At 62.9% G+C, this 22,050-nt stretch carries 23 protein-coding genes and 1 pseudogene; 5 read left to right on the top strand and 19 right to left on the bottom strand.

The annotated features are described in order from the left end of the window. A pseudogene (locus tag AC0L14_RS30330) lies at window positions 1–83 on the top strand (exodeoxyribonuclease III); the annotation flags it as partial. A gap of 150 nt (window positions 84–233) precedes the next feature. Here AC0L14_RS30330 and AC0L14_RS30325 read toward each other — a convergent pair. The 6 genes from AC0L14_RS30325 to tesB all read right to left on the bottom strand — a co-directional run bounded on the left by AC0L14_RS30325 (window position 234) and on the right by tesB (window position 7,491). Next, window positions 234–917, bottom strand: a complete 684-nt coding sequence (locus AC0L14_RS30325; protein WP_473485912.1) for an outer membrane lipoprotein carrier protein LolA — start codon at window positions 915–917, stop codon at window positions 234–236. A 168-nt stretch (window positions 918–1,085) separates the two neighbouring features. Beyond that, on the bottom strand, window positions 1,086–3,740 hold the full coding sequence (locus AC0L14_RS30320) for an FtsK/SpoIIIE family DNA translocase (protein WP_473485913.1): 2,655 nt from the start codon (window positions 3,738–3,740) through the stop codon (window positions 1,086–1,088). 319 nt (window positions 3,741–4,059) lie between these two features. Continuing rightward, entirely contained in the window at window positions 4,060–4,335 is a 276-nt protein-coding gene (locus tag AC0L14_RS30315) for a hypothetical protein (RefSeq protein ID WP_473751697.1), read from the bottom strand. Between the two features lie 263 nt (window positions 4,336–4,598). Further along, window positions 4,599–6,026, bottom strand: coding sequence for an ammonium transporter (locus tag AC0L14_RS30310; protein ID WP_473751696.1), 1,428 nt, complete (start codon window positions 6,024–6,026; stop codon window positions 4,599–4,601). Window positions 6,027–6,057: 31 nt separating this feature from the next. Beyond that, window positions 6,058–6,396, bottom strand: coding sequence for a P-II family nitrogen regulator (locus tag AC0L14_RS30305; RefSeq protein ID WP_023800571.1), 339 nt, complete (start codon window positions 6,394–6,396; stop codon window positions 6,058–6,060). 219 nt (window positions 6,397–6,615) lie between these two features. Beyond that, window positions 6,616–7,491, bottom strand: a complete 876-nt coding sequence (tesB, locus tag AC0L14_RS30300; RefSeq protein WP_123148825.1) for an acyl-CoA thioesterase II — start codon at window positions 7,489–7,491, stop codon at window positions 6,616–6,618. Window positions 7,492–7,585: 94 nt separating this feature from the next. Here tesB and AC0L14_RS30295 point away from each other — a divergent pair, with 94 nt between their 5' ends. Then, on the top strand, window positions 7,586–8,848 hold the full coding sequence (locus tag AC0L14_RS30295) for a ubiquinone biosynthesis hydroxylase (RefSeq protein ID WP_473751700.1): 1,263 nt from the start codon (window positions 7,586–7,588) through the stop codon (window positions 8,846–8,848). 45 nt (window positions 8,849–8,893) lie between these two features. Here the strand turns inward: AC0L14_RS30295 and AC0L14_RS30290 are convergent, their stop codons facing one another. The 3 genes from AC0L14_RS30290 to AC0L14_RS30280 all read right to left on the bottom strand — a co-directional run bounded on the left by AC0L14_RS30290 (window position 8,894) and on the right by AC0L14_RS30280 (window position 10,108). Beyond that, window positions 8,894–9,421: a hypothetical protein gene (locus AC0L14_RS30290; RefSeq protein WP_473751698.1), complete on the bottom strand. Its 528-nt coding sequence runs from the start codon at window positions 9,419–9,421 to the stop codon at window positions 8,894–8,896. A gap of 114 nt (window positions 9,422–9,535) precedes the next feature. Next, window positions 9,536–9,892, bottom strand: coding sequence for a YciI family protein (locus tag AC0L14_RS30285; protein WP_473751695.1), 357 nt, complete (start codon window positions 9,890–9,892; stop codon window positions 9,536–9,538). 3 nt (window positions 9,893–9,895) lie between these two features. Continuing rightward, window positions 9,896–10,108, bottom strand: coding sequence for a hypothetical protein (locus AC0L14_RS30280; RefSeq protein WP_473751694.1), 213 nt, complete (start codon window positions 10,106–10,108; stop codon window positions 9,896–9,898). A 196-nt stretch (window positions 10,109–10,304) separates the two neighbouring features. On the opposite strand from AC0L14_RS30280, the gene AC0L14_RS30275 reads away from it, so the two are divergent. Next, window positions 10,305–10,730 carry an OsmC family protein gene (locus tag AC0L14_RS30275; RefSeq protein WP_473751693.1) on the top strand — a complete coding sequence of 142 codons (426 nt, stop codon included), beginning with the start codon at window positions 10,305–10,307 and terminating at the stop codon, window positions 10,728–10,730. Window positions 10,731–10,861: 131 nt separating this feature from the next. On the opposite strand, the gene AC0L14_RS30270 is transcribed toward AC0L14_RS30275, so the two are convergent. The 7 genes from AC0L14_RS30270 to AC0L14_RS30240 all read right to left on the bottom strand — a co-directional run bounded on the left by AC0L14_RS30270 (window position 10,862) and on the right by AC0L14_RS30240 (window position 16,734). Further along, window positions 10,862–11,503, bottom strand: coding sequence for a YceH family protein (locus tag AC0L14_RS30270; protein ID WP_473751691.1), 642 nt, complete (start codon window positions 11,501–11,503; stop codon window positions 10,862–10,864). A 215-nt stretch (window positions 11,504–11,718) separates the two neighbouring features. Continuing rightward, window positions 11,719–12,498, bottom strand: a complete 780-nt coding sequence (locus AC0L14_RS30265; RefSeq protein WP_473751690.1) for a succinate dehydrogenase iron-sulfur subunit — start codon at window positions 12,496–12,498, stop codon at window positions 11,719–11,721. Next, the gene (locus AC0L14_RS30260; protein ID WP_473751689.1) at window positions 12,498–12,956 is read right to left on the bottom strand and encodes a DUF3052 domain-containing protein; all 459 of its coding nucleotides are present in this window, start codon (window positions 12,954–12,956) and stop codon (window positions 12,498–12,500) included. The genes AC0L14_RS30265 and AC0L14_RS30260 overlap by 1 nt, the downstream gene beginning before the upstream one ends. A 306-nt stretch (window positions 12,957–13,262) precedes the next feature. Next, window positions 13,263–15,101 (bottom strand): succinate dehydrogenase flavoprotein subunit, encoded by a 1,839-nt coding sequence (gene sdhA, locus AC0L14_RS30255; protein ID WP_473751687.1) that lies wholly within the window; start codon window positions 15,099–15,101, stop codon window positions 13,263–13,265. Window positions 15,102–15,104: 3 nt separating this feature from the next. Continuing rightward, the gene (sdhD, locus tag AC0L14_RS30250) at window positions 15,105–15,479 is read right to left on the bottom strand and encodes a succinate dehydrogenase, hydrophobic membrane anchor protein (RefSeq protein WP_473486012.1); all 375 of its coding nucleotides are present in this window, start codon (window positions 15,477–15,479) and stop codon (window positions 15,105–15,107) included. A 23-nt stretch (window positions 15,480–15,502) separates the two neighbouring features. After that, window positions 15,503–15,922: a succinate dehydrogenase, cytochrome b556 subunit gene (gene sdhC / locus AC0L14_RS30245; protein WP_473525853.1), complete on the bottom strand. Its 420-nt coding sequence runs from the start codon at window positions 15,920–15,922 to the stop codon at window positions 15,503–15,505. Window positions 15,923–16,389: 467 nt separating this feature from the next. Then, complete coding sequence (locus tag AC0L14_RS30240; protein WP_473525854.1) at window positions 16,390–16,734, bottom strand: hypothetical protein; 345 nt, start codon at window positions 16,732–16,734, stop codon at window positions 16,390–16,392. A 227-nt stretch (window positions 16,735–16,961) separates the two neighbouring features. Here AC0L14_RS30240 and AC0L14_RS30235 point away from each other — a divergent pair, with 227 nt between their 5' ends. Then, window positions 16,962–17,315 carry a hypothetical protein gene (locus tag AC0L14_RS30235; protein WP_123148944.1) on the top strand — a complete coding sequence of 118 codons (354 nt, stop codon included), beginning with the start codon at window positions 16,962–16,964 and terminating at the stop codon, window positions 17,313–17,315. Here AC0L14_RS30235 and AC0L14_RS30230 read toward each other — a convergent pair. Both AC0L14_RS30230 and AC0L14_RS30225 read right to left on the bottom strand, forming a co-directional pair. Further along, window positions 17,299–18,522: a GGDEF domain-containing protein gene (locus AC0L14_RS30230; RefSeq protein ID WP_473751686.1), complete on the bottom strand. Its 1,224-nt coding sequence runs from the start codon at window positions 18,520–18,522 to the stop codon at window positions 17,299–17,301. The two genes, AC0L14_RS30235 and AC0L14_RS30230, sit on opposite strands and share 17 nt — an antisense overlap. Window positions 18,523–18,601: 79 nt before the next feature. Further along, complete coding sequence (locus AC0L14_RS30225) at window positions 18,602–19,813, bottom strand: GGDEF domain-containing protein (protein WP_473751685.1); 1,212 nt, start codon at window positions 19,811–19,813, stop codon at window positions 18,602–18,604. Window positions 19,814–19,974: 161 nt separating this feature from the next. On the opposite strand from AC0L14_RS30225, the gene AC0L14_RS30220 reads away from it, so the two are divergent. After that, a complete protein-coding gene (locus AC0L14_RS30220) occupies window positions 19,975–20,286 on the top strand; it encodes a hypothetical protein (protein ID WP_095495597.1) in 312 nt (103 codons plus the stop codon). A 70-nt stretch (window positions 20,287–20,356) separates the two neighbouring features. Here the strand turns inward: AC0L14_RS30220 and leuC are convergent, their stop codons facing one another. Further along, window positions 20,357–21,766: a 3-isopropylmalate dehydratase large subunit gene (leuC, locus tag AC0L14_RS30215; RefSeq protein WP_473751684.1), complete on the bottom strand. Its 1,410-nt coding sequence runs from the start codon at window positions 21,764–21,766 to the stop codon at window positions 20,357–20,359. Window positions 21,767–22,050 lie beyond the last annotated feature (284 nt).

The raw sequence follows: 22,050 nt of genomic DNA, 5'->3' as shown, positions 1-22,050 counted from the left end.
GCCGGCCGCTCGAAGTGGTCGAAAAGCGCCGCTTCTGCGAGATCGAGGACTGCCGGCATCTGTCGGTCACCGTGCGGCCCGGGCTGGCACCAGGGTTCGCTGAGATTCAGGTCAGGCCGAGTCGAGAATGGTGGGTTCCGAGAACCGGAGCGGAGCGTACTTAAAGTACGTGAGCACCGGAAGCGCAGGAACCCGCCATTCGCAGGCCGGCCTCACCTGAATAAGAGCGGATCCTACCGCGACTTGGTGTTCAGCTCGCGGTTCGCCGTATAGTCGATGGCAAAGGTGTCGGGGGCGAAGCTTACGCCTTCCCTGACGTTGAAGATCATCACCGTCGTGTCCTTGCCTTGCGCATCGGTGATCGTCCATTGGCGCAATTCGTAGGTTTTCGGATCGAACATCATGGTGATCTTCGAACTGCCGAACACCGATTTGTCGGCGAGTTGGATGGTGGTGACGTCGTTCTCTTCCTTGACGCTTTTGACGCGGCCGCCGGAGAGATCGATCTTGTTGTCGAGGAGCAGCTTGAGCGGCGTTTTCGACAACGGGTAGAGATCGGACGTTTTCAGCCGCTTGTTGAGGATGACCACCGACTTGCCGTCGGAAATCACCCTGAAATTCGACGTCCCGTCATAGTTGAAGCGGATCTTGCCCGGCCGTTCCAGAAAGAACTTGCCGCCGGTCTGCTCGCCCTTGGGTCCGAACTGCACGAATTCGCCGGCCATCGATTTGACCGAGGAAAAATGGTCGGCGATCTTCTGCGCGGTGGGTGGCACCGCCGCTTGCGCCGACGCCAGCAACTGGACCCCGGGCACGACGTTGATCGCCGCAGCACCTGCCAGGACCAGGCCGAGGCCAAGCAGCTGGCGGCGGGTCGGGGCAAAGTCGCTGATCGTGGCAAAAGAAGAGTTTTTCATGCCGGTCACTTTCGTCTGGTTTATCTGTTGTCGCAGTGTTTGGCCCCCCAGTTGGGCTTAAGTTTGGCGGCCGAACAGCGCTTGGTCGTTGCAAACGCGCCAGAAGGTTCAAAGTTGCCGCCGTCAGGTTGCAGCCGCGAAAATCCTATCGGTTGGTGCCGGGGCGGATCAGAAATTGTCGTCCTCCGTCGGCACCAGAATCTCGCGTTTTCCGGCATGGTTGGCCGGGCCGACAATGCCTTCCTTCTCCATCTTCTCGATGATCGAGGCGGCGCGGTTGTAGCCGATGCCGAGCCGGCGCTGGATGTAGCTGGTCGAGGCCTTGCCGTCGCGCAGCACCACGGCAACGGCCTGATCGTAGGGATCGTCGGAATCCTCGAAATTGCCGCCGCCACCGCCCGAACCCCCCTTGCCCGACGGCTCGTCGTCGTCCTCATCGTCATCCTCGGTGATGGCGTCGAGATATTCCGGCACGCCCTGCAGCTTCAGATGAGCGACGATCTTCTCGACCTCGTCATCGGAAACAAAGGGGCCGTGTACGCGCTGGATGCGGCCGCCGCCGGCCATGTAGAGCATGTCGCCCATGCCAAGCAGCTGTTCGGCGCCCTGCTCGCCCAGAATGGTGCGGCTGTCGATCTTCGACGTCACCTGGAAGGAGATGCGGGTCGGGAAGTTGGCCTTGATCGTGCCGGTGATGACGTCGACCGACGGCCGCTGCGTCGCCATGATGACGTGGATGCCGGCGGCGCGCGCCATCTGCGCCAGGCGCTGCACCGCGCCTTCGATGTCCTTGCCGGCGACCATCATCAAATCGGCCATCTCGTCGATAATGACGACGATGTAGGGCATCGGCTCGAGATCGAGGTTTTCGGTCTCGTAGACCGCTTCGCCGGTCTGGCGGTCGAAGCCGGTCTGCACGGTGCGCGAGATTTTCTCGCCTTTCTTCTCCGCCTGCTGCACCCGCGCGTTGAAACCGTCGATGTTGCGTACGCCGACCTTGGACATCTTGCGGTAGCGGTCCTCCATCTCGCGCACGGTCCATTTCAGCGCCACTACCGCCTTCTTCGGGTCGGTGACGACAGGCGTCAGAAGATGCGGGATGCCGTCATAGACCGAGAGCTCCAGCATTTTCGGGTCGATCATGATCAGTCGGCAGTCCTGCGGCGTCAGCCGGTAGAGCAGCGACAGGATCATGGTGTTGATGGCGACAGACTTGCCCGAACCGGTGGTGCCGGCGACCAGCACGTGCGGCATCTTGGCGATGTCGACGATGACCGCCTCGCCATTGATGGTTTTGCCGAGCGCCAGCGCCAGCTTGGCCTTGGTGGTCTCGAAATCGCGGCTGGCCATGATTTCCCTGAGATAGACGGTCTCGCGCTTGGCGTTCGGCAGCTCGATGCCGATGGCGTTGCGGCCGGGCACCACCGCGACGCGGCAGGCGATCGCGCTCATCGAGCGGGCGATGTCGTCGGACAGGCCGATGACCCGCGACGATTTGATGCCGGGCGCCGGCTCCAGCTCGTAAAGCGTGACGACCGGGCCGGGGCGGACATGGATGATCTCGCCCTTGACGCCGAAATCCTCCAGCACGCCCTCGAGCAGACGGGCATTCTGCTCGAGCGCGTCCTTGGACAGGCTGGCGTCGCGCACGACGTTCTTCGGTTCGGACAGGAAATGCAGCGACGGCATTTCGAATTGTTCGGAGCCGATCAGCGAGGTCTGGGCTTCGCGCTGGACACGAGCGCCCGGAACGGGTCGGGGCGCCGGCGCCGCGACGCGTGTGGCCGCATCGGAGCGGAACGGCTGCACCTTCGCATTGGGCGCAGTGCTGCGCTGGCCCACGGGCTCCGGCGCAAAATCCATGTCGTCGTCATCGTCAAAAACATCGGCGTCGTCGGGATCGAGCGAGGCGCTGCGGTCGTTGACCATGGCGGCGAAGAATTCCGGCTCGACGCGGGCGCGGCCATCGGGGCTCATCCGCGCTTCGGCGAACTCGGCCGATTCGACCCTCTCGGCAGCGCGGCGCCAGGCGCTGGCGCGCGGTTCCATCTCCGGTTCGAAATCGTCGCGTTCCCGGCGGCGCGCGGCGCGGCGGCGGAGATAGGCACGCAACGACAGCCACCAATGCGTGATCGCGCCAAGCGCCAGAATGCCCTCGTCGCCTTCGTCCTCGTCATTGTCGAAAAGCAGGTCGTCCTGGTCCCTCGGATCCGGTGCAGCCGGTTGCTCCAGGACGGCGAAACCGTTCTGGCGCGCAATCAGCGCCGAGCCATAGGCAAACAGCCACAGTGCCGGGGCGGCGAGAAGCACGGCGAGCACGCTGGCGATGAGACCTGTCGGGTAGCCGCCGACGACGAGACCGGGAATCTGGAGCACCATGTCGCCGAACACGCCGCCGAGACCGGTCGGCAGCGGCCAGGTCTTCGGCGGCACCACGCAGCCGGCGATGGCCGCGGCAAGCACCGCGTAGCCGAACCAGGCGAGCCCGCGCTTCGGCAGCCTGTCGACGCCGCGCGCCGAAAACAGCAGAAATCCCCAGACCACCGCCGGCACCAGGGCCGCGACGGCAGCAAGGCCGAAGAACTGCATGGCAAGGTCGGAGAAGACAGCGCCCACATAGCCCATGGCGTTGGTGACGATGTTATCGGTGGCGTGGGAGAAGCTTGGGTCGGCCACGTTCCAGGTGGCGAGGCTGGCGATACCGAAGGCGACCAGCGCAAACAGGCCGGCGCCGACCAGCCGGCCGACCTGACGCCGCGCGAACGCCCGGATGCCGTACCCCGTATCGGCCAGCGCGAGCGGTGCTGAAGCCCCTGAACGCATTCGTCGTTCCCCGTCTGTCATGGACTGGCCGGGCGCATGACGCACTCCGGCAGATTCGGATGCCAGAGTATCGGCGGGAAGGTTAAGGCCGCATTAACCATGGGCGCGTGCCGGCATCTCCCGGGTGGAAAAGCGGTCACAGAAATGGCGGGCACGCTGGCTCGCCATCATTTTGGATCGGCAGGTCGATCAGGGCTCAGCCTGATCACCAGACCTTAGAGCGACCGCGCGTCCTATTAGACGGCCGCCCTAACACTAATTTGATTGGAGCATGATCCTTTCCGAACCCAAGTTCGGGTCATGCGTTCGGGGTCATGCGCTAGTTGGCGCCGCCGAGCGCCTGGACGTTCGCACAGAACTCGGCATACGGCTTGCTCATCGCCGCGTCATTGCATTCTTTCTTCATGGCTTCCTGCTTTTCCTTCGGCATCGACATGAAGGTGGTCTTGAACTCCTCCTTCGGCTTCATGGTCTTCATGCTGGAGTCTGTGTAGAACGGCGCCATGTTGTCGGGTGAGTCGAGAGCGCCGGCAATTGCCGCTCCGCTGATCATGGAAAGAGCAAGCGCTCCGAGGCAGGCGTTCTTGATGTTCATGACTGGTTTCCTTCCCTGTTGTTTTCACGAGCGCCCAAACGACGATCGCCAACACAGTTCGGAGCCAGCACGGCCGATGTTTCATCGACCAAGGACATCAAGCGCCCGATCAAACGATTGTGATCGAGCCTGAACTGCCACCGGCACGGCGTCCCACAACAAAAGGAGGCCCGGAACGGGTCCGGGCCTCAATGCGTGAGCCCTTGCAGGCGTCACGACGGGATGGGAGAATGCGGAGCGGCCAGGGCCGCCCCAGACATGACTTACGGGTGATAGGCCGCTTCGCCATGCGCGGTGAGGTCGAGCCCTTCACGCTCTGCATCGGCTGTCGGGCGCAAGCCTACGATCATATCGACGATCTTGTAGAGGATGGCGCTGCCGATACCCGACCACAGCACGGTTACCAGGACACCCTTGAACTGCGACCACAGCTGGGTCGCCGTGCCGGCATAGACGGCGGCGAAGTCGGCTGTCGAATAATCGACGATGCCAGCGCCGCCGAGAGCGGGATTGACCAGGATGCCGGTGCCGAGTGCGCCGATGATGCCGCCGATGCAGTGAATGCCGAAGACATCGAGGCTGTCGTCGTAGCCGAACTTGTTCTTCACTACTGAGACGAAGAAGTAGCAGACACAGGTGGCGACGATGCCGAGCACGATGGCGCCCATCGGTCCGGCAAAACCGGCGGCGGGCGTGACGGCGACAAGGCCGGTAACAGCGCCCGAAACCGCACCAAGCATGGACGCCTTGCCGCGCAGCAGCGTTTCAAGCACGATCCAGGTCACTGCCGCCGCCGCCGTGGCGACGAAGGTGTTGACCATGGCCAGCACCGCATAGGCGTTGGCTTCGAGGTTCGAACCGGCGTTGAAGCCGAACCAGCCGACCCACAGCAGCGAAGCGCCGACCATGGTCAGCGTCATGGAGTGCGGCGCCATGACGTCCTTGTTGTAGCCAATGCGCTTGCCGATCATGAGCGCCCCGACAAGGCCGGCGATGCCCGCATTGATGTGAACGACGGTGCCGCCGGCGAAGTCGATGGCGCCGAAGCCGAAGATGAGCCCCGACGGGTCGCTATAAGCGCTCGGGCCACCCCAGAACCAGACCATATGCGCGATCGGGAAGTAGACGAATGTGACCCAGAGGATGGTGAAAAGGATCACGGCGGAGAACTTGACGCGTTCGGCGAAGGCGCCGACGATCAGGGCGGGCGTGATGCAGGCGAAAGTCATCTGGAAGAGGACGAACACCAGTTCAGGAATGGCGACGCCCTTGGTGAAGGTTTCCGACACCGTCGTCACGTCGACCCCGGCAAGAAACATCTTGGAAAGGCCGCCGACGAAGGCATTGCCTGGGGTGAAGGCAAGGCTGTAGCCGTAGAAAACCCAGACGATCATGACCACGCTGGTGATGGTGAAGACCTGCATCAGCACCGACAGCATATTTTTGGCGCGAACCAGGCCGCCGTAGAAAAGGGCAAGGCCGGGAATGGTCATCAACAGCACCAGGATGGTGGAAATCATCATCCACGTCGTGTCGCCCTTGTCGACGGTAAAGGCCGGCGCGGCTGGCGCTGCCGGTGCGGCCGGCGCCGCTTCCTGCGCGAATGCGGCGACCGTGCCCAGTGCTGCGATAGCGAGCGAGCCCAGCAGCGCGGTGCGCGCCGCCGACTTCAAAGTAGAAGGAATATTCATTGAACTCTCCATTGGAATACGTGTCCGCAGCTCAAAGCGCGTCGGTGTCTGTTTCGCCGGTGCGAATGCGCACCGCCTGGTCGATGCCGAAAACGAAGATCTTGCCGTCGCCGATCTGACCGGTCTTGGCCGCCGCGGTGATGGCTTCGACGGCCTTGTCGACCATGTCCAGGCCGACCGCGACTTCGATCTTGATCTTCGGCAGGAAGCTGACCGCGTATTCCGCCCCGCGATAGATTTCCGTGTGTCCCTTCTGCCGCCCGTAGCCTTTGACTTCGGTGACGGTCAGGCCCTGGATGCCGACTGCGGTGAGCGCTTCGCGCACCTCGTCGAGCTTGAACGGCTTGATGATTGCCATCACGATTTTCATAAGGTTTCACCCTTTGCTGTTGCGGGTCCCCGCGTTTGTACGACTTCGCCGATCCCCATGAGAGCCGGAGAGTGCCCGCTAGGATTCAAGCTCCGTGCCAATTGCCGAAGCAGGGTGTTAACCTGTTGTTAAATAAGGAATTGGGGAAGGTTTGTCGGCTGACTGTTCATAGTCGCAGCAGCGCAGCTGATTAAAAAATAGGCAATTTTGCAAAAATGCCTATTCGGCGGGCGGCCGCTTCAGCCTGATCAGGCCTTCCTGGGCAACCGAGGCGATCAGCGTGCCGTCGCGGGCAAACAGCGACCCGCGGGTGAACCCCCGCGACCCCTGCGTCGACGGGCTGTCCTGCGTGTAGAGCATCCAGTCGTCGAGCGGATGGCTGCGGTGGAACCACATGGCATGATCGAGGCTCGCCGCCTGGATGTCGCTATCAAAAATGGCGCGGCCATGCGCAAAGGTCGAGGTATCGAGCAGCGTCATGTCGGAAAGATAGGCAAGCACTGCCGCCTGCGTAGCGCGATCGGCCGGAACCGGGCCGGTCGTGCGGATCCAGATGTTCTGCTTCGGCTCCAGCTTTTCCCGGCTGGTGTAATGCTCCAGCATCACCGGCTTCATCTCGATCGGCCGGTCACGCTCCCAGTAGCGCCTGATGCCGTCGGGCACGGCCTCGCCGAACTTGCCAATCAGTTCGCGCTGCGACAGCAATGTGTCGGGCGCCGGCACGTCCTGCGGCATCGGCACCTGATGCTCGAGCCCGACCTCTTCCTGCTGGAACGAGGCTTCCAGCGAAAAGATCGCCTGGCCGTGCTGGACAGCCACGACACGGCGCGTGGTGAAGGAGCCGCCGTCGCGGATGCGGTCGACCTGGTAGATGATCGGCACCTTGGTGTCGCCGGGCCGCATGAAATAGCCGTGCAGCGAATGCACGTGGCGTTCGGGCTCCACCGTTCGCTGGGCGGCGACCAGCGCCTGGGCGATGGTCTGGCCACCGAAGACACGCTGCCAGTCGAGTTTGGGGCTGCGACCTCGGTACAGGTTGTGTTCCAGCTGCTCGAGGTCGAGAATGCCGAGAAGCTCGTCCATGGCCGCCGTCATGTTTCGCGCCCTCGCCGTAGAAGTGTTATTGCTTTCCGACAGGAATGACGGGCAGTCAAGGCCGGAAGGGAATTTTGGCCGGAAAGGAATTGCCATGGTGGACCGCAAGGCGGATGCAAAAAACCGAACCTCGCTCGATATCTTGGTCGCCGGCGCCGGCTATGTCGGCCTTGCCGCCGCGGTATCGCTGAAACAGGCACGACCAAGCCTGGCGGTCGCTGTCGTCGACGCCGCGCCCGCCGGTGTCTGGCAAAAGGACGGCCGCGCCTCGGCCATCGCCGCTGCCGCTTGCCGCATGCTCGACCAGCTCGGCGTCTGGGCCGAAATCGCACCCGAGGCGCAGGCGATCACCGAGATGATCGTCACCGATTCGCGCACTTCCGATCCGGTGCGCCCGGTGTTTCTCACTTTCGATGGCGAGGTCGCGCCCGGCGAAGCCTTTGCGCATATGGTCGCCAACAGGGATTTGAATGGCGCCTTGCGCCGGCGCGCTGAAAAACTCGGCATCGACATCATCGAAGGCGTCGCAGTCAGTGCCTTCGACGTGAACGGCGCCGGCATCACCGTGCATCTTGCCGACGGCGCGACGCTGAAGGCGCGGCTGCTGGTCGCCGCCGACGGCGTCAACTCGAAGCTGCGCGACATGGCCGGCATCAAGACGGTGAAATGGGAGTACGGCCAGTCCGGCATCGTCTGCACCGTGGCGCATGAACGGCCGCACAATGGTCGCGCCGAAGAGCATTTTCTGCCAGCCGGCCCGTTTGCCACGCTGCCGCTCAAGCCGGACACGGACGGGACCAACCGCTCGTCGATCGTCTGGGTCGAGCGGTCGGAAGATGCCGAAAAACTGGTCGACAGCGACGACCTCGTCTTCGAGCACGAGCTGGAACAGCGGTTTGGCCTGAAGCTCGGCGAAATTCACGTCGCCGACAGGCCACGCGCCTGGCCGCTCGGCCTGACGCTTGCCCGCGCCTTCGTCGCGCCGCGCATTGCCCTCGCCGGCGACGCCGCCCACGGCATCCACCCGATCGCCGGCCAGGGCCTGAATCTCGGCTTCAAGGATGTGGCGGCTCTTGCCGAGGTGGTGGTCGAGGCCGACCGGCTCGGCCAGGATATCGGCGCGCTCGACGTGCTCGAGCGCTACCAGCAGTGGCGGCGTTTCGACACGCTGCAGATGGGCATCACCACCGATGTCCTGAACCGGCTGTTTTCCAACGACATCGGCCCGTTGCGGGCCGTCCGCGACATCGGCCTCGGCCTCGTCGAACGCATGCCGCGCTTGAAGGATTTCTTCATTCGCCAGGCGTCCGGACTGTCCGGCGACACGCCGAAACTGCTCAAGGGCGAGGCGATCTGAACCCGGAAGGGCGGCAAACCAATATTGAGCGTCAGGCAATTTCGTTCAGTTGACCTCGAAGCCCAGCTTCTGCCGCAGCCGCAGTACCCGCTGGTCGGATATCTTCAGGGGCTGCTCACCAGCCTGCGCCGCGCGGTTCACCATCTGCAGCAAATCGTTTCGCTCAGTCACATCCAGACGTTCGCGCAGGAACGGCGCCAGCTTGTCGATGACGATCGTGGCATCGTCGATCTGTGACGCCGCCCATTTGGCGTAGACCACGGCCTCATCGGTCTTCTTGTCGTCCGCAATCTCCGAAATCATCGACCGAATCGCGGCTTCGCGCTGCGGCAGGACAGGGCCGTTCTCGGAAACGATGGCGGTGATCAGCGTCGCGGCCGCCACGACCGGATCGTCGATCGCCGTCAGCGGTGAGAGCGCTGCCTGCTTGCGCAGTCTCTTGCGGCGAATGTTCCCTTGCACACGCCCGACGACGTCCGCGACCTCGCGCGCCGCATCGTTCATGGCCCTCATCCGATACCACCAGAACGCCGCCGCTCCCAACAGCCCAATTGCAGCAATCAGTATATGCATGCCCGTGATCCCCAAACCGCAGCGACGATAGGAGAAGTGCTGCCTCGCTTCAACACGCAAAAGTTGCGCCCGCTGAAGAAATTTGATTCAGCCGGACGCAAAACAGAATAATCGCTAGGACCCCGGCACGTCGTAGATCGCCCTGACCTCGATCGTGCCGATTTCGGCCAGCGGGATGCCGCCGGCAATCTCCAGCGCCTCGTCGATTTCCCCGGCCTCGATCATGACGAAGCCGAGCAATTGCTCCTTGGTCTCGGCGAAGGGGCCGTCTGTAATCAGTCGCTTGCCCTTGCGCCGGCGCACGGTTTTCGCGGTCTTCACCGACTGCAGCGCTTGCGCGATGACCAGCCGACCGCTTTGCTCTACCGATTTGTCGTAGGCCAGCGAGTCGGCGTCGAGCTTGGCCAGCCTCTCCGGGCTCATTGCATAAAGGTCTTTTTCCTCACCATAGACCAGGCAAACGTATTTCATCTCTCATCTTCCTTGTTGTGACGAACCGTTGGCAACCAAGGTCTCAGCCGGGCTTTTGAGCGCCGCATGATCGACAAGGGACACCGCAACCCCGATGATGGCGACTGCCACAAGCAGTCGACCGAAACCGGAAGGTGGGCGATGCAACCAGTCGGCTTCTTGTTCAGCCGCCTTTCGGCCGGTGTGCCTCCAGTGAGCAGAAAACAGACTATTCATGTGATCCTCCATCCGGCCACGAAATCAGGGGCCGCCCGCAGGACGGCCGAGGCGGATGGAAGTCGACATTTTTGCACGTGGATTTTTTTAACGCGTCGCCATTGGCGCGAAAGCACGGGTGGCCTTCGTGCCCGCGCGCACTATAGTCGATCGGACGCCGATCACGGGCTCAGCCACCACAATCAAGGAGGAATTCATGGACCGCACCGCAAACGCCATCTGGAAAGGCAATCTGAAAGAGGGCAAGGGCACGCTCGACACGCAGAGCGGGACTCTGAAAGGCACGCCTTACTCGTTCAAGATGCGCTTCGAGGACGAGAGCGGCAAATCCGGCACCAATCCGGAGGAACTGATCGCGGCGGCGCATGCCGGTTGCTTTGCCATGCAGCTTTCGCATGTCCTGGCCGAGAACGGCACCCCCGCCACCGAACTCGACGCCAAGGCCGTGGTGACGCTGGTTCCAGGCACCGGCATCACCGGCAGCGCGCTCACGCTGGTCGGCAAGGTGCCGGGCATCGATGCCGCGAAATTCCAGGAGCTGGCCGAACAGGCCAAGGCCGGGTGTCCGGTTTCGAAGGCGCTCGGCGCCATCAAGGTTTCGCTCGACGCCAAGCTCGGCTGAGCAGATGGCATGAGGTGATAAACGCCGGCTCCAGGGCTGGCGTTTTCATTTGTGGGGCGTCGGTGATCCTTCACACCCCCTCTGTCCTGCAGGACAGACGGGGTGCTGTCCATCCGACGCCTCAAAGGTCGTTAGCTTCCTTCGCCGGTCAGCGCGACAATTCGTGCGCGCAATTGTGCGACCTCTTCCTCAAGAGCCTGCACGCGCGCTTCGAGGTCCGAAGCCGGCGACGGTGATTGCAGGGGCGTTGCAGCCACCGCTGGCGTCTGCACCGGCCCGCCCAAGAGATGCACATAGCGGTCCTCACGCTGGCCGGGTCCACGATCGATCTGCTGGACGAGCGGCGGCTTGCGGCCGATCAGCAGGTCGAGATTGCTGCGAAGCTCGTCGATGGAGGGTAGCCGCGCCATGCGCTCGCTCCGCGCCAGCAATTCATGCGCGGTCTGCGGACCGCGCAACAACAGCAGCCCAAGCAGCGCAATCTGCGCCGAGGTCAGCGAAAAGCGCTGCGCGACGACATGCTCGTAACGCTCGACGCGCGAGGCAAAGACCTGCCTGACCAGGCCCTTGTGCTCAAGCTGGCCAAGCGCTCGTCTCACCTCGGCAAGCTCGACCGACATCACCGGCTCGCGCGCCGTCTTCTGGTTGGCGGCGGCAAGTGCCGCATTGAGCGTCAGCGGATAGATATCGGGGGTCAGTTCCTTCTTTTCGATCAGGCAACCGAGCACGCGCGCTTCGACGGGAGAAAGGATGGGCAGTTCGGTGTCGGTCATTGGTCGGCTATCCTTTGAAGCTGGCGGGACAGCGCCCCCCACTTGGGGGGAGATTGGATGTCACCTCGGCTTTCGCCAATCTCCAACATTGCAGACGGGGCGAGGTCGGTGAAGCTGCCAATCTCCCTCCTTGTGGGGGAGATGTCCGGCAGGACAGAGGGGGGCGCGAAGGATCACTACCGACGAGATGATCCCTGCAGCAACCCCGTCCGCCGCTACACCCTTCTCTCCACCATCATCTTCTTGATCTCGGCGATCGCCTTGGCCGGGTTCAGACCCTTGGGGCAGGTCTGGGCGCAGTTCATGATGGTATGGCAGCGATAGAGCCGGAACGGGTCTTCGAGATTGTCGAGCCGTTCGCCCGTGGCCTCGTCCCGGGAATCGATCAGCCAGCGATAGGCCTGCAACAGCGTCGCCGGGCCGAGATAGCGGTCGCCGTTCCACCAGTAGCTCGGGCAGGAGGTCGAGCAGCAGGCGCACAGGATGCATTCATACAGCCCGTCGAGCTTTTCGCGCTCCTCATGGCTCTGCAGCCATTCCTTGGCCGGCTCTGGCGACACCGTCTTCAGCCATGGCTCGATCGAGGCGTGCTGGGCGTAGAAATTGGTGAGGTCGGGCACCAGATCCTTGACCACCTGCATGTGCGGCAGCGGATAGACCTTGATCGCGCCGGAAATGTCGTCGCAGCCCTTGGTGCAGGCGAGTGTGTTGGAACCGTCGATATTCATGGCGCAGGAGCCGCAAATGCCCTCGCGGCAGGAGCGGCGCAGCGTCAGTGTCGGGTCGATCTTGTTCTTGATGTAGAGCAGCGCGTCGAGCACCATCGGCCCGCAATCGTCCATGTCGACGAAATAGGTGTCCATGCGCGGGTTCTCGTCATCGTCCGGCGACCAGCGGTAGATGCGGTACTCGCGCAGATTGGTCGCGCCTTCCGGCTTTGGCCAGGTTTTCCCGACGTTGATCTTCGAGTTTTTCGGAAGCGTCAGTTCGACCATTACCTCAGGTCCTTTCGGATGACGAGCTTCAGCCCGGACCAGATATCGTTCACGGCAGCCACCTTCACGTCGACAAGATCGAGCTTCAGCGCCTCGGCGCGGATGACGTCCTCGGTGACGTCGGTCGGCACTTTCGACGCCTTCTTCGGCCAGGAGACCCAGACCATGCCGTCGCGCTTGACGGCCATCTCGACATCGCTCAGGCGATCCTCGATCTCGGCGCGCTGCCGGGTGAAGGCATGGACGGCATCATATTTGCGGCGAATACCCGAGATCGCCGACCATTTGGCCAGCCGGTCGAGCTGGGCAAAATTGACGGCATCGGCGAGATCATCCAGTTCCGCCGGCAGCGCGATGAAGGCCGCCGTCATCCCGTCTTTGAAGCCAAGCTTGGCCGGCAGGGGCGTGCCGGAATATCCTGCTGTCGTCGACGCCACCCTATCTCTCCGCGTGAACATAGAGGGAATTTACGAATCCCGTGCAACTGCCGTATACGCGCACTTCCACGGCTTTCCCTATAATTTGCCTTCTCGCGGCACGGGCTGGCAAATTCCCGTCTCCTATCACGCACCTAACTGGTCCGTTGCCTTTCTCGAACCAAAACCTGTTTGACGACTGCGCGCTGGAGGCGTCCTTCCAAACCGGAATATCGTCCACTGCCTTTGAGAACTTGTAGACGTCACTATAGATATAGACGGTATCGGCCGACGTCGCGCACCCGCTGACGGCAATGGAAAGTGTCAAGATCGCCAGCAGTCTCATCGTCAATACACTCTCGCTTTGGGCGCGATCTTGGCTAGGTTGATGCCGCCGTCTGCTTCCCTAAGCAGCGGCTCGGTGTGCACCGGCCGGTAGCTGAGCGTCACCTCGCCGGCCTCGCTGAGCCGGGCCAGCGTGTGCTTGCGCCAGTTCGCATCGTCACGAGCTGAAAAATCTTCCCGCGCATGCGCGCCGCGGCTCTCCTTGCGCGCTTCGGCGCCGTAGACCGTGGTGATGGCGTTGGCCATCAGATTTTCCAATTCCAGCGTCTCGACCAGATCGGAGTTCCAGATCATCGAGCGGTCGAACACCTTTACGTCCTTGAGTTCGCCCCAGATCTGCGAAATGCGCTTGCAGCCGCTTTCCAGCGATTCCTGCGTGCGGAACACCGCCGCATCATCCTGCATCGCCTTCTGCATTTTTTCCCGCAGCACGGCGGTCGGCGTCGAGCCGTTGGCATGACGCAGCCGGTCGAAGCGGTCCATGGTCTTCTCGACCGAGGCCTCATTGGGCGACGGGATCGCCGCGTTGCGGTCGATCACCTTGCCGGCTCGGATCGCCGCCGCGCGGCCAAACACCACCAGATCGATCAGCGAATTCGAGCCCAGCCGGTTGGCGCCATGCACGGAAGCGCAGCCGGCTTCGCCGACCGCCATCAGCCCGGGCGACACCTGGTCCGGGTTCAAGGCAGTGGGGTTGAGCACCTCGCCCCAGTAATTGGTCGGCACGCCGCCCATATTGTAGTGGACCGTCGGCAGTACCGGGATCGGCTCTTTGGTCAGGTCGACGCCGGCAAAGATTTTTGCTGACTCCGAAATCCCCGGAAGTCTCTCGTGCAAAACGGCCGGATCGAGGTGGTCGAGGTGGAGAAAAATATGGTCCTTCCTCGGTCCGACGCCGCGCCCTTCGCGGATCTCCAGCGTCATGCAGCGCGAGACCACGTCGCGCGAGGCAAGGTCCTTGGCCGATGGCGCGTAGCGTTCCATGAAGCGCTCGCCTTCGGAATTGACGAGATAGCCGCCCTCGCCGCGCGCGCCCTCGGTGATCAGGCAGCCGGCGCCGTAGATGCCGGTCGGGTGGAACTGCACGAACTCCATATCCTGCAGCGGCAGCCCGGCCCGCGCTGCCATGCCGCCGCCGTCGCCGGTGCAGGTGTGCGCCGAGGTCGCCGAGAAATAGGCGCGGCCATAACCGCCGGTCGCCAGCACCACCATTTTTGCCGAAAAACGGTGGATGGTGCCGTCGTCGAGGTTCCAGGCGACGACGCCGGTGCAGGTGCCGTCCGGCTCCATGATCAGGTCGAGCGCGAAATACTCGATGAAGAACTGCGCATTGTGCTTCAGCGATTGGCCGTAGAGCGTGTGCAGCATGGCGTGGCCGGTACGGTCGGCGGCGGCACAGGTGCGCTGGACCGGCGGTCCCTCGCCGAAATTCATCATCATGCCGCCGAACGGCCGCTGGTAGATTTTCCCGTCCTCCGTGCGGCTGAAGGGAACGCCGTAATGCTCAAGCTCGTAGACCGCCGCCGGCGCCTCGCGCACCATGTATTCCTGTGCGTCGGTGTCACCGAGCCAATCCGAACCCTTGACCGTGTCGAAGAGGTGCCACTGCCAGTTGTCGGGGCCCATATTAGCGAGCGAAGCGGCGATGCCGCCCTGCGCCGCCACCGTATGCGACCGCGTCGGGAAAACCTTGGTGATGCAGGCGGTGCGCAGACCCTGTTCGGCCATGCCAAGCGTGGCGCGCAGGCCGGCGCCGCCGGCGCCGACCACCACCACGTCGAATTTGTGGTCGACATAGGTATAGGCGGACGCCATGTTGGCGTTTTTCGCGTCCTTGGCCAAAACTCAGCCTCCAAATGCCAGTTTGAGCAGGGCGAAGATCGAGGCGACGCCGACCACTACGGGAAAGAATGTATTGAGCGCGAGCAGCGCCAGCCTCATGCCCTCGCCATGCACATAGTCCTCGATGATCGCCTGCATGCCGAGCCGCATATGATAGAGCCCGGACAACAGCACCAGGGCCAGGACCAGCGCCACGAACGGGTTGGCAAGTGCGGCGCGCACTTCCGCATAGCCGGCGCCGTTCAACGCGATCAGGAAGCCGACGAAAAACAGGATCAGCGGGATGTTGGCGACCGCCGTCAGGCGCTGGCGCCAGAAATGCTCCGTGCCTTCGCGGGCGGAGCCGAGGCCGCGGACTTTCGCCAGCGGCGTGCGCATGTCGGTGTTGTGGTGGCTCACGATCAGGCTCCCCGCGCCATATAGCCGGCGATCCAGATCAGCAGCGTCAGTACAATCGAGCCGGCCAGCGTCGCCCAGGCGATCCTCGAGGCCATATCCTTTTCAAGACCTGCCCCGGTGTCCCAGATAAGATGGCGCACGCCGCCCAGCATGTGGTGCATCAGTGCCCAGGTGTAGCCGAACAGCACCAGCCGCCCCAGCCACGAGCCGAAGGCCCAGTTGACGGCATCGAAGGTGGATTGCGAGCTCGCCGCCGCCATCAGCCACAGCGCGACGAGCAGCGTGCCGAAATAAAGCGCCCCACCGGTGATGCGATGGATGATCGACATCGTCATCGTAATCGGCGGTCGATAGACGGTCAGATGCGGCGAAAGCGGCCGTTCACGTCTGGCAAATTCGCGGGTGGCTGGTGATTTGCTCATGGCTCCCCCAGTTCGGCGTCTCTGGAGCCTCAGGTGGAAATGCGGCGTTACCGCTTCCGGATGCGACTTCGGACAGCCGGTTTCTAATGCTCTTTTTGCACCGCGTCAAAGCCGGAAAATCGTTTCGAAAACGTAATTTAGTCTGACTGAATAGCCCGTTTTCGCTTCAATCGATTAGGGCGCGACCCAAAGCCGGCGCAATGTTCGCTGCACTGCGGCATATCTGCCCGGCTTGGGCGTCCAGGGTATGTTGAGATTCAGGTCAGGCCGAGTCGAAAATGGTAGCTTACGAGAACCGGAGCGGAGCGTACATTTCCGTACGTGAGCCCGCGCATGACCCCGCGGTCATGCGCAAAATCAAAGTTCTACTGCGTCCTTTGCGCGCCCAAGAGGGCGCACGGCGCTGTAGGTAAGCGGAGGAGGCTGCCAGTTGCAGGCCGGCCTCACCTGAAAATCAATGCACCCGATTAGCGCTTGCAGGTCAGCGGCGTCTTCCCGCCCTTCATCACCAGCGCGTCGCGCCCGTCGATCACGATTGCGTCATGCGCCTCGCCGAAGCGGCTATTTTGATTGGCTGGCGAGGCCGGCAGGTCCTCGCTGGCGCCGTCCGGGCCAAGCACGCGAACCGAGGTGCCGAGATTTTCGATGGTGATCCTGGCGCCATCGGCGCAAGTGTAGGTCGCGGTGCGCGGCTGCGGCGAATCGGCGAGCGGATTTCCGGCCTTCGGCGCATTGGTCTGCGACACGCAGGCAGCAGTGATCAGCAATGGGAAAAGCGCAGGCGTTATCCGAAACGTCCGGCCTAACGCCATATGCTGCCTCCCTACGCGTCAATCCAGCCGCGGTGGTTTGCCGAGATCACCCGCGCCACGGGATGGTGCGGGCAAGCATGGCCGAATGATGGCCGCAACGCAGGCGCCGGATATTAACCATGTTTGCCGAGATCTGGCTGCCAGCAGGGGCCGGCATCTTAACAAAGGTTAAGAAAAGGTTAATTTGTGATTCGAGCAAGACTCGCCTCTGACAAATGGGGGACGCCATGCGTTCGAATTCAGGCAGATCGCGCCTTCCGGCGCTCATCCTGGTGGCGGTGGCCATCGGCTTCGCAGCACCGGCACTCGCCGGGACGCGCGACCGCGTCTACGCCGATTCCTTCGGAAATCTCGTCATCGAGAGCGCCGCCGGTTACAAGCGCATCCTCGTTGGCGACGGCAACCTGGCCAAGGAGCTGTCGGACTACACCGGCGCCGGCCAGCCCAAAATCATCTATGAAGACGACCCGGATGACATCAGCAGCCGCGACTGCTACAGGCCGCCGGTTTTCGTGAAGGGCCGCAGCTATATGTACGGGCTTTCCGACGGCGAGATGCCCGAGCTCAGCCCCTGCCGCTGATCTTCGGCCCGGCGTTGGCGACAGCCGTCTGCCGGGCGGCGATCGACCCTATCGAGATGCGCACGCAATTGCGTCCGCTACCCTTCGCTTGATAGAGCGCTTCATCGGCGCGCTGCAGCAGGTCGGAAAACCCTTCGGCCGGGTGAAGCTCGGCAACGCCGAAGCTGGCGGTGCAACGATGGTGCGCCGGCAGACAGTCTATCGGCAGGGCCCCGAAAGCGCTGCGCGTGCCTTCGGCGAAGAGCCGCGCGGCGGCGAGGTTGGTTCCCGGCAGGATGATGGCGAATTCCTCACCACCGATGCGGCCGGCGACGTGGTGATCGGCGGCCGCATCACGCAGGAAGCCGGCAAAGGCCTCGATGACCCGGTCGCCGGACGCGTGGCCGAAACTGTCGTTGATGCTCTTGAAATGATCGAGGTCGGCGATGACCAGGGCGACCGGAATACCCTTGCGCACCGCGTCACGCATCGCGAGCTCGGCATGACGTTCGAAGCCGCCCCGGTTGAGCAGCCTTGATAGCGTGTCCGTCTCCGACTTCGATGTCGCCTCGGCGAGCACGTCACGGACCACAATGACCAGAATGAGAAGCGCGATTGTCATGCCGAATACAGTGCCTAGTGATTGCGACACCAGAGCGTAGTTGCTGTGCAGATAGGCCTGCGGATTGACACCCCAGCCGCCCAATGCATGGGCGATGAACGGCTTGCTCACGAATTGCAGGGCGCTGGCCGCCAGAACGGCCATCAGCGCATGGTCGAGCCAGTCGCTTCTTTGCCTGGACGACCAGACGATGGCGACGCCTACGAACTGCATGGCCGCATAGGGAAACTGGTAGGCCATCATGCGGGCAAGCGACTGGCGCGGCAGGTCCTGCACGAAATACACGGCCACGGTGGCCGCAAACAGGAAGACGAGCATCGGCGCCCAGGGCGGCGCCACACCGTATTTATGGGCAAGCCCGCCATTGAAGGCGATGGTGGCGCCAAGGAAAACGGCGAAGCCCGCGACGACCGCGGGTCGCGCATTGTCGAAGACCGGAATGCTGAACTCGATGGCGAAATAGGCCATCCCGAGCAGATAACCGAAAACCAGCCAGCGCGCCGGCGCGCGCGCCGCATCGTTGAACGAGATGGTCATGAAGGCAGCCGCCAGCAAGCCGGCGACAAGCAGGTTGATTGCAAGGATGAACTCTGCGCCGCCGCCCATGTGGTTTTTCGCACCCCCTGCGCCAGCAAATCACGAACGGGCGAAAAAGACGTTAACGCGAGCCCGGGCGCGGATGCGATCAGCCGGCTTTGAGCGGTTCCACAACCGACACCGTTTCCGACGGTTCACAGGCCGACTGGTCATAGGACAGGCGCACGCTGTCGCGACCGTTCCTCTTGGCTTTGTAGAGCGCCTCGTCGGCGCGGCGCATCAGCGGCTCCAGCCCTTCCTCGCCGGTGCGGGCCGTCACGCCGAAGCTCGCGGTCACTCTTGTGCCGGACGGGAGCCCGTCGACGTTGCCCGCCGAATAGAGCGCGCGAATGGCTTCGGCAAACAGCCTTGCCGCGCCAAGGTCGCTCAGCGGCAAAAGCACTGCGAACTCCTCGCCACCGATGCGGCCGGCGACGCCGCTGATGCCGGCCGCCGATAGAAGCTTGGCGGCGAAATCGGCGATCACGCGATCGCCTGCCGCATGACCGTGCAGATCGTTGAGCGCCTTGAAATGATCGAGGTCGGCGAGCACCAGCGCGACCGGAAGTTTGGCGGTGGCGCAGTGCTGCAGGAGAAGCGTGGCGCGCTCCTCGAAGCCGCGGCGGTTGAGCAGGCCCGACAGCGGGTCGGTGTATGCCTCGGCCTTCAGCACTTTCATCACGTCGAGCGCAGCCGCACAGAACAGGCAAAGCGCGATGAGCAGCGACAACAGCGCGTGCGACAGGAGCGCCGTCGTCCAGTAGGACGAGGCATAGAACCCGTCATAGCTTTGATAGGGTCCATGCGCGATGACGATAACGAGGGTGCGCACGAAGAAGTTCAGCCCCGAAAGCAGCGACAGCACGAACAGGATCATTTCCGTCGGGCCCTTGTCGCGCACGACGCGCAGTTCGGCGGCGACAACCAGGCTGAGGCCGCCGAAAGCGAAATTCATCACTAGGATCCGCCAGGTGAGGTCCGGCTGGATGAACATGAACCAGCAAAAAGCGGTCAGGCCGCCGCTCGCCAGAACGCCGATCGCAACAAAGGGCACGCGCCGTCCATAACGTGTCACGATCGCGCCGGCGAGACCACAGGCGGCGATGGTGAAGCAGATGTTGGAGATCAGCTTGGTCGGCGCCATGCCGATGGGCAGGGTGAAATGCTGCAACAGGAAGCCGGCCGCCGAAAGCCAATAGCTGGCGGCCAGAACGGCCAGATAGGGGCGGTGACGTTGATAGAACCAAAGCACGAGAAACACCGCGCCGAGCGCAAGCGCGATCGTCGGGTTGAGCAACCCTACCAGCAGACCGGTGTCCAAAGGACCGTGCCCCCACGCTTGCGTCAGGGAAGACCTTAGAGCGGAAGCCCAAACAAGCGGTTAAGCGGGACCGAATATGCGCGAGGTCACCCATGAAGCTGCTACACGGAACTTGAGACCGCGGCCGGCGTTTTCCAGCAGCAATCGATGGAGACGCTTTCATGGCCGATACGATCATGCTGACCGATCACGAGGCAATTCGCTCATGGGCCGCGTCACGTGCCGGATTTCCGGCAATCGTCGATGTATCGCCCGAAACAGGCACGCAAGCCATGCTGAGGCTGGTTTTCGGCCAGCATGCCTATCAGGACCAGGACCAGGCCGAACGCCCGGCCAACGCCGGCGGCTACGAACTGGTCGAATGGGACGAATGGTTCAAGCTTTTCGACGAACGCCAGCTGGCGCTCGTGGTGGCAAAGGATCAACCCGGCCGCCGTGAGCAATTCCACGAATTCGTCAGGCGCCCCGGTTGAAAGAAAGGGCCCGAATCGCGTTGCGGCTCGGGCCTGGCATGCACTCACATACGGACCGTGGCAGCCTGAACTATTTCCACTCACGGATGTCGACGAAATGGCCGGCGATCGCCGCCGCCGCCGCCATCGCCGGCGACACCAGATGGGTGCGGCCCTTGAAGCCCTGACGGCCCTCGAAATTGCGGTTCGAGGTCGAGGCGCAGCGCTCATGCGGCTTCAGCCGGTCGTCATTCATGGCAAGGCACATCGAGCAGCCCGGCTCACGCCAGTCGAAACCGGCGGCGACAAAGATCTTGTCGAGACCTTCTGCTTCCGCCTGCTCCTTGACCAGACCGGAGCCCGGCACGATCATCGCATGGACATGCGGGCTGACTTTCTTGCCCTCGACCACCTTGGCGACGGCGCGCAGATCCTCGATGCGGCCGTTGGTGCAGGAGCCGATGAAGACGCGGTCGAGCGCGATATCGGTGATCCTGGTACCCGGCGTCAGCCCCATATAGTCGAGCGCGCGCTGCTTGGAGGTGCGCTTATTCTCATCGGCGATATCGTCGGGGTTTGGCACGATGCCCTGGACCGAGACGACGTCCTCGGGCGAGGAGCCCCAGGAGACGATCGGCGGCAATTTCGCCGCGTCGAGCACGACCACCTTGTCGAAATGCGCGCCCTCGTCGGACTGCAGCGTCTTCCAGTAAGCGAGCGCGGCATCCCACGCCTCGCCCTTGGGGGCCCGCGGCTTGTCCTTGACATAGGCGAAGGTCGTCTCGTCAGGCGCGATCAGGCCGGCACGGGCGCCGCCCTCGATCGACATGTTGCAGATGGTCATGCGGCCTTCCATGGACAGCGCGCGGATCGCTTCGCCGGCATATTCGATGACATAGCCGGTGCCGCCGGCAGTGCCGATCTCGCCGATGATCGCCAAAATGATGTCCTTGGCGGTGACGCCTTCCGGCAGTACGCCGTCGACGCGCACCAGCATGTTCTTGGCCTTGCGCTGGATCAGCGTCTGCGTGGCCAGCACATGCTCGACTTCCGAGGTGCCGATGCCATGCGCCAATGCGCCGAAAGCGCCGTGCGTCGAGGTGTGGCTGTCGCCGCAGACGATGGTCATGCCGGGCAGCGTAAAGCCCTGCTCCGGACCGATGATGTGGACGATGCCCTGGCGGATATCCTTTTCGGAATAATATTCGACACCAAAATCCTTGGCGTTCTTGGCCAGCGCCTCGACCTGGATGCGGCTTTCCTCGTTCTTGATGCCGAACTTGCGCTCCGGCGAGGTCGACACATTGTGGTCAACCACGGCCAGCGTCTTTTCCGGATGCCGGACCTTTCTGCCGGTCATGCGCAGGCCTTCGAAGGCTTGCGGGCTGGTCACTTCATGGACGAGATGACGGTCGATGTAGAGCAGGCAGGTGCCGTCGTCCTGGCGGTCGACGACGTGGTCGTCGAATATCTTGTCGTAGAGGGTGCGCGGTGCGCTCATGTGCGTAAATCCGTCGATATAAAAAATGGGAAAGGACAAGCGCCGGCTAGCCGGCGAACACGGCCTAACGAAGTCGGCGGGTCAGAGCGCCGCAAACGCGCGCCGAGAATCGCGACGGCAGGCGTTTTCTGTCCTGCAGCACGAAGCCCTTGTAAGCCGGATCGCCAAAAAGCTGTTCCATGGCGTGGCTCATATCAATCTTTTGGCTTTTCGGCAATTGGCTGGTGGCGCGGCTTCCCTTCTCCCCTTGTGGGGCCCGAAGGGCGGGCGAGGCCCGTGACTCG

Source organism: Mesorhizobium sp. WSM4841 (assembly GCF_055811515.1).
The sequence above is the reverse complement of the archived record's forward strand: the minus strand, read 5'-3'. Positions and strand labels throughout refer to the sequence as shown.

Excerpts from the sequence above, each read along its gene's own strand:
- AC0L14_RS30325 (WP_473485912.1), bottom strand. The coding sequence starts at position 917 with ATGAAAAACTCTTCTTTTGCCACGATCAGCGACTTTGCCCCGACCCGC.
- AC0L14_RS30320 (WP_473485913.1), bottom strand. The coding sequence starts at position 3,740 with ATGCGTTCAGGGGCTTCAGCACCGCTCGCGCTGGCCGATACGGGGTAC.
- AC0L14_RS30315 (WP_473751697.1), bottom strand. The coding sequence starts at position 4,335 with ATGAACATCAAGAACGCCTGCCTCGGAGCGCTTGCTCTTTCCATGATC.
- AC0L14_RS30310 (WP_473751696.1), bottom strand. The coding sequence starts at position 6,026 with ATGAATATTCCTTCTACTTTGAAGTCGGCGGCGCGCACCGCGCTGCTG.
- AC0L14_RS30305 (WP_023800571.1), bottom strand. The coding sequence starts at position 6,396 with ATGAAAATCGTGATGGCAATCATCAAGCCGTTCAAGCTCGACGAGGTG.
- tesB (WP_123148825.1), bottom strand. The coding sequence starts at position 7,491 with ATGACGGCGGCCATGGACGAGCTTCTCGGCATTCTCGACCTCGAGCAG.
- AC0L14_RS30295 (WP_473751700.1), top strand. The coding sequence starts at position 7,586 with ATGGTGGACCGCAAGGCGGATGCAAAAAACCGAACCTCGCTCGATATC.
- AC0L14_RS30290 (WP_473751698.1), bottom strand. The coding sequence starts at position 9,421 with ATGCATATACTGATTGCTGCAATTGGGCTGTTGGGAGCGGCGGCGTTC.
- AC0L14_RS30285 (WP_473751695.1), bottom strand. The coding sequence starts at position 9,892 with ATGAAATACGTTTGCCTGGTCTATGGTGAGGAAAAAGACCTTTATGCA.
- AC0L14_RS30280 (WP_473751694.1), bottom strand. The coding sequence starts at position 10,108 with ATGAATAGTCTGTTTTCTGCTCACTGGAGGCACACCGGCCGAAAGGCG.
- AC0L14_RS30275 (WP_473751693.1), top strand. The coding sequence starts at position 10,305 with ATGGACCGCACCGCAAACGCCATCTGGAAAGGCAATCTGAAAGAGGGC.
- AC0L14_RS30270 (WP_473751691.1), bottom strand. The coding sequence starts at position 11,503 with ATGACCGACACCGAACTGCCCATCCTTTCTCCCGTCGAAGCGCGCGTG.
- AC0L14_RS30265 (WP_473751690.1), bottom strand. The coding sequence starts at position 12,498 with ATGGTCGAACTGACGCTTCCGAAAAACTCGAAGATCAACGTCGGGAAA.
- AC0L14_RS30260 (WP_473751689.1), bottom strand. The coding sequence starts at position 12,956 with ATGTTCACGCGGAGAGATAGGGTGGCGTCGACGACAGCAGGATATTCC.
- sdhD (WP_473486012.1), bottom strand. The coding sequence starts at position 15,479 with ATGCGCACGCCGCTGGCGAAAGTCCGCGGCCTCGGCTCCGCCCGCGAA.
- sdhC (WP_473525853.1), bottom strand. The coding sequence starts at position 15,922 with ATGAGCAAATCACCAGCCACCCGCGAATTTGCCAGACGTGAACGGCCG.
- AC0L14_RS30240 (WP_473525854.1), bottom strand. The coding sequence starts at position 16,734 with ATGGCGTTAGGCCGGACGTTTCGGATAACGCCTGCGCTTTTCCCATTG.
- AC0L14_RS30235 (WP_123148944.1), top strand. The coding sequence starts at position 16,962 with ATGCGTTCGAATTCAGGCAGATCGCGCCTTCCGGCGCTCATCCTGGTG.
- AC0L14_RS30230 (WP_473751686.1), bottom strand. The coding sequence starts at position 18,522 with ATGGGCGGCGGCGCAGAGTTCATCCTTGCAATCAACCTGCTTGTCGCC.
- AC0L14_RS30220 (WP_095495597.1), top strand. The coding sequence starts at position 19,975 with ATGGCCGATACGATCATGCTGACCGATCACGAGGCAATTCGCTCATGG.
- leuC (WP_473751684.1), bottom strand. The coding sequence starts at position 21,766 with ATGAGCGCACCGCGCACCCTCTACGACAAGATATTCGACGACCACGTC.